3 protein-coding genes are annotated in these 4715 nt (G+C 61.0%); 2 read left to right on the top strand and 1 reads right to left on the bottom strand.

The window, feature by feature from the left end; translation table 11 throughout:
* Positions 1–228: 228 nt before the first annotated feature.
* Both DBR23_RS26130 and DBR23_RS26125 read left to right on the top strand, forming a co-directional pair.
* Complete coding sequence (locus DBR23_RS26130; RefSeq protein ID WP_108500043.1) at positions 229–1791, top strand: integrase; 1563 nt, start codon at positions 229–231, stop codon at positions 1789–1791.
* 83 nt (positions 1792–1874) lie between these two features.
* Positions 1875–2927 carry a DMT family transporter gene (locus DBR23_RS26125; protein ID WP_108500042.1) on the top strand — a complete coding sequence of 351 codons (1053 nt, stop codon included), beginning with the start codon at positions 1875–1877 and terminating at the stop codon, positions 2925–2927.
* Positions 2928–2938: 11 nt separating this feature from the next.
* Here the strand turns inward: DBR23_RS26125 and DBR23_RS26120 are convergent.
* The coding region (locus DBR23_RS26120; RefSeq protein WP_108500041.1) for a cation-translocating P-type ATPase at positions 2939–4715 on the bottom strand (1777 nt) is incomplete at its 5' end.

Below are 4715 nucleotides of genomic sequence, written 5' to 3'. Positions count from 1 at the left end.
TATGATGGACGCGCGTAAGTTATTGATAAACCTGCTGTATCGGGCTTCAGCGCAGTCCAGCGAAATGTCGGGCTGGGGTCATCGTCAAACAAAAAAAAGCCCTGCATCGCAGGGCTTTGTAGGGAGGGACGTTGAGCCAGTTGCTGTCGTGCTAGCACGAACGGGCGTTTGGGTCAGGGTCCCTTAGCTGGAAGGTAGCTTGGTACCGAAGCGTTAATAATACTCCACATGCTTACAACCGTCAATCCAATCGACGCAGTGGCTTTCGGGCGTTTGATGGAGTTTCTCTCCCCGGACCCGCCCTGGAATCGCTCCCTCTGGAGCATCGGCTTGGTCTTGGGTATGCAAGAACTCTGCGAGGCGTCCATCATGCTTCAGACAGGGACCCTGAGCGAAGCGTCTGTGAAAAGGATCTGCTCATCACTGCAGCTCAAGATGGGAAAAGACCCAGCCCTGTCTGTCGCAGAAAAGCTCCACCTGCGACAACAGATAGGCCACCCCCCCAAGGTTGGCGGCCCTGCTCATCACACTGTCGCTCAAATGGCTAACGCCCTCAACACGGACTACCTTCGCCGCTGGGCGGGGATCGCGGGTAAAGGGGAGCACACCGTCGAGATGTTTGCAAGAAGCGTGGCGTCTCACGTTCTTGATGCAGGATTTTCTGCCCAGCATGTCCGCCAGCTCTTGAAAGCTAAAGCTTCAGGTCCCGATCCAATTACGCTTGCTGAGATCTGTGAAGAGTTGCATGGGATGCAAACGAGCAACCCCATCCGACCTTTCGAGGTCCTGCTGGCGTTCCATCGCCCTCCCAAACTCACCCATGGTCTTCCCAGTAACTGGCTGGAAGCGGAGGAAGTGACCCAATGGCTTGTGGAGCACCGCTTCGACACAGCAAATGTTCGTGCTCCAGCTGCAATTGTCTTGTCAGTCAACGCCCGTGATAGCGGCGCTGCAGCACAGGTCGCGCGTGAGATGTCCGATCGGTTTGCTGCGCGGGCACGAATCGCTACCGGCAAGCCGTTGGACCTGTACCCAGACCTATGGGTTGCGGGAGAGTCCGCGCCGACCTCATTGCTCGGGGAGTCACGAGGTGTGCGAGTCAAGGAACTGGACCGAGAGGGTCGCGTCTTCACTACGCAGAGATCTGACGACAGCGTCGAAGCCGCCCTGGAATTGCTTGCCCATCTTGATGAAAGCTCACCACCCGCCGCCATTGCTGGCGGCTGGGGGGCAATTGAAGGTCTGTTGGCAGACCCAGGAGATAGAGCGACAGCCGCTGACAATCTTGCGTCACTAGTCGCTTGCTCGTTTCCGCGCCAGGAACTGACATCGCTTTCTTACAAGGCTCAGAAAGAGCATCCCCATATTGCAGCCATGCTTGGCGGCCTTGAAACCAACAGGAAACGATCCGAGAAGCTGGCTGAGCTAATCAATGAGGGAAGCCTGCCAGACCTCAAGGCCACAGCCGATCGAGCAGCTGTGCAGCGAGTTCGCAAGATGCTTGCTGAGCCCTCCACCGAGCTGAAAACTGTAAGGGACACCATTGCCGAGGCGTTCCACCGTCTTTATCGACAAAGAAATCTTGTTTTGCACGGCGGGCGATTGGACAGCGTTACTTTGAAGGCCAGTCTGAGAACTGTTTCCAAGCTGGCCGGGGCAGGAATGGACCGGATAACGCATGGCCACTACGTTCAATCTGTGCGTCCGTTGGAGTTAGTTGCCCGAGCCAACCTTTCTATTGCGCTCATCAACAAGGAGCGCGCACTGGATTGCGTGGATCTCCTTGAATAGAGTCGTCCCCAGTTGCCACGTTTTTTCGCTAAGCGGACACGGGCGCTCATCTATCAGTCCTATTTCAAATTGATTCACTGATCATGTTTGGCGCAACACACCTCCCCGCCTTGCGCGGTGGCTTTCTCGCCCTGCTGGCGGCGGTACTCTTCGGCATCAGCACGCCCGCGGTACAGAGGCTGGGCGCAGGGCTCGGGGCCTTCACGACCGCAGCGCTGCTGTACTTAGGAGCGGCCCTGATCGGGGCACTGTCGCTGCGGACTGCTGCGCATGAAGCGCGAGTGCAGAGGTCCGACATTCCGCGCCTTCTGGCGATGGCTGGCTTTGGCGCCGCGCTGGGGCCGGTGGCCCTGGCCTGGGGCCTGCAGCACACGAGCGGAGCCAGCGCGTCGCTCATGCTCACTCTGGAAGCGCTGTTCACCGCCACGCTGGCATGGTGGCTGTACAGCGAAACCATGGACCGCCGCGTGTGGGCCGCCATGCTGTTGCTGCTCGCAGGAGGAATGGCGCTCGTTCTGGACCAAGGCCTGCAAGGAGGCGTGCAGTTGCTGGGGCTGCTTGCCGTGCTGCTGGCCACGGTCGCCTGGGGGGTGGACAACACCTTGTCCCGTGGGCTGGCTGAGCGCGACCCCAGCCAGGTGGTGATGGCCAAGGCCACCCTGGGGGCCGCAGCGACGGCTGCATTGGCTGTTTCGACTGGGGAGCCTTTGCCTTCCCTGTCCGCAGCACTGGGACTTCTCGCCGTTGGAGCCACTGGTTACGGCCTGAGTCTGCGCTGTTACCTCCTGGCCCAGCGGGCATTTGGTGCGGCGCGGACGGGCTCGGTGTTCGCCTTCGCGCCCTTCATTGGTGCTGCCGTGGCCTTCGGTTTCGGGGAACGCTCTGCGGGGTGGTTGATGCTCTTGGGTGGAGTGTTCATGTTGGCGGGAGTAATGCTCCATCTGGCGGAAAGCCATGGACACGAGCACACGCACGAAGTGCTGGAGCATGAGCATGCTCACCGGCACGACGATGGGCACCATGCACATGTGCACGTAGTAATGCCAACTGGCAGCCACAGCCACAAGCACACCCATGAGCCTGTGACCCACGCCCATCCCCATGCTCCTGACGTGCACCATCAGCACGTTCACTGAACCCGCTAGATCTAACCAACAGCGCGGACCGCGTGAGCGCGCGTGCCGCGCAGCAGCCTCAGCCCATTGCCAACCACCAGGAGGCTGGCCCCCATGTCCGCAAAAACCGCCATCCACATCGACGCGTTCCCAAAGACCGCAAGCACCAAGAACACCGTCTTGATACCCAGCGCCAGCACGATGTTCTGAAGAAGGATGCCCCGCGTGCGCCTGGAGAGCTGGATGACTTCGGGGATGCGGCGCAGATCGTCATTCATGATGACGATGTCCGCAGCCTCCATGGCCGTGTCGGTTCCTGCTGCACCCATGGCAAGGCCGATGTCGGCGCGTGCCAGCGCAGGTGCGTCATTGATGCCATCCCCCGTCATCGCCGTGGCACCGTACTGGGCCTGCATCTGCTCAATGGCCGACAGCTTGTCTTCTGGCAGCAGGTTTCCATGCGCCTGGTCGATGCCCGCCTGTTTGGCGATGGTCTCTGCCGTGGCTTGGTTGTCTCCGGTCAGCATGACCGAGGCGATTCCCAGCGCGTGTAGCTGGGCGATGGCCTCCCGTGAGCTGTCCTTGATGGTGTCGGCCACCGCAAAGATGGCAAGAACCTCCGATTGACTGGCCAGAAGGGTCACCGTGCGGCCCTGCGATTCCTGTGCCTGTAGCAGCGCCTCAATGGCGGGGCTGCAAAGACCCCGTTCCTCGATGAGCCGGTGATTCCCCAGAATCAGGGGTTGGCCTTCAAGCTGGGCTTCCACACCACGTCCGGCAAGGGCCGTGAAGCCTGCCACGATGCCCTGGCCAGCAGACAGTCCTTGCGCGATGGCCTTGGACACGGGGTGGTCAGAGTGACCGGCCAGGTCCGCCGCCCAGCCCAGAATCTGGGTTTCGGGATACGTTCTGGCCAGCACGTGCTGGGCCACCAGTTTGGGTTTTCCTTCCGTGATCGTGCCGGTCTTGTCGAGCGCAATGGCCTTGAGTTTGTGCGCGTCTTCCAGGTAAACCCCGCCCTTGATGAGGATGCCACGCCGGGCCGCAGAAGCCAGACCACTGACCACCGTCACCGGCGTTGCGATCACCAGCGCACAGGGGCAGGCGATGACCAGCAGTACCAGAGCCTTGTAGACGGCATCCACCCACGTCAGGCCCATGAAGACCGGAGTGAGCGTCGCCACAAGAACGGCCATGATGAACACAGCCGGGGTGTAAATGGCAGCAAACCGGTCCACGAACTGCTGTGTGGGGGCGCGTGAGCCCTGCGCCTGTTCCACCGAGTGAATGATGCGGGCCAAGGTGGTGTTGCTGGCCTCTGCCGTGACCATCACCTCCAGGGTGCCTGTTTCGTTGATGGTGCCAGCAAACACGGGATCTCCAGGAACCTTGTCCACCGGAATGCTCTCTCCCGTGACCGGCGCCTGGTTGACTGCGCTGGTCCCAACGGCCACTGTGCCGTCCAGCGGCATGCGCTCGCCCGGCCTGACCCGGACGATGGCGTTGACGGGAACCTGTGCAGCGGCCACCGATTTCCAGCTGCCGTCAGGCTGGCGTACTTCGGCCGTCTCGGGCGTGAGATCCAACAGGCTCTTGATGGCATTGCGTGCACGGTCTACCGCGCGGCCTTCGATCAATTCAGCAATGGCATAGAGGGCCATCACCATGGCGGCTTCTGGCCATTGGCCAATGAGAAACGCGCCGGTCACGGCCACCGTCATCAGCGCATTGATGTTCAGCCGTCCCTGCAGCAAGGCGGCAAACCCCTTGCGGTAGGTGGAAAAGCCCGCCAGCCAGATGGCCGCCGCC

This window comes from Acidovorax sp. HMWF018 (genome assembly GCF_003061035.1).
GTDB classification, from domain to species: domain Bacteria; phylum Pseudomonadota; class Gammaproteobacteria; order Burkholderiales; family Burkholderiaceae_C; genus Acidovorax; species Acidovorax delafieldii.
Note: the sequence above shows the minus strand (reverse complement) of the source record. Positions and strands in the feature narration are given on the sequence as shown.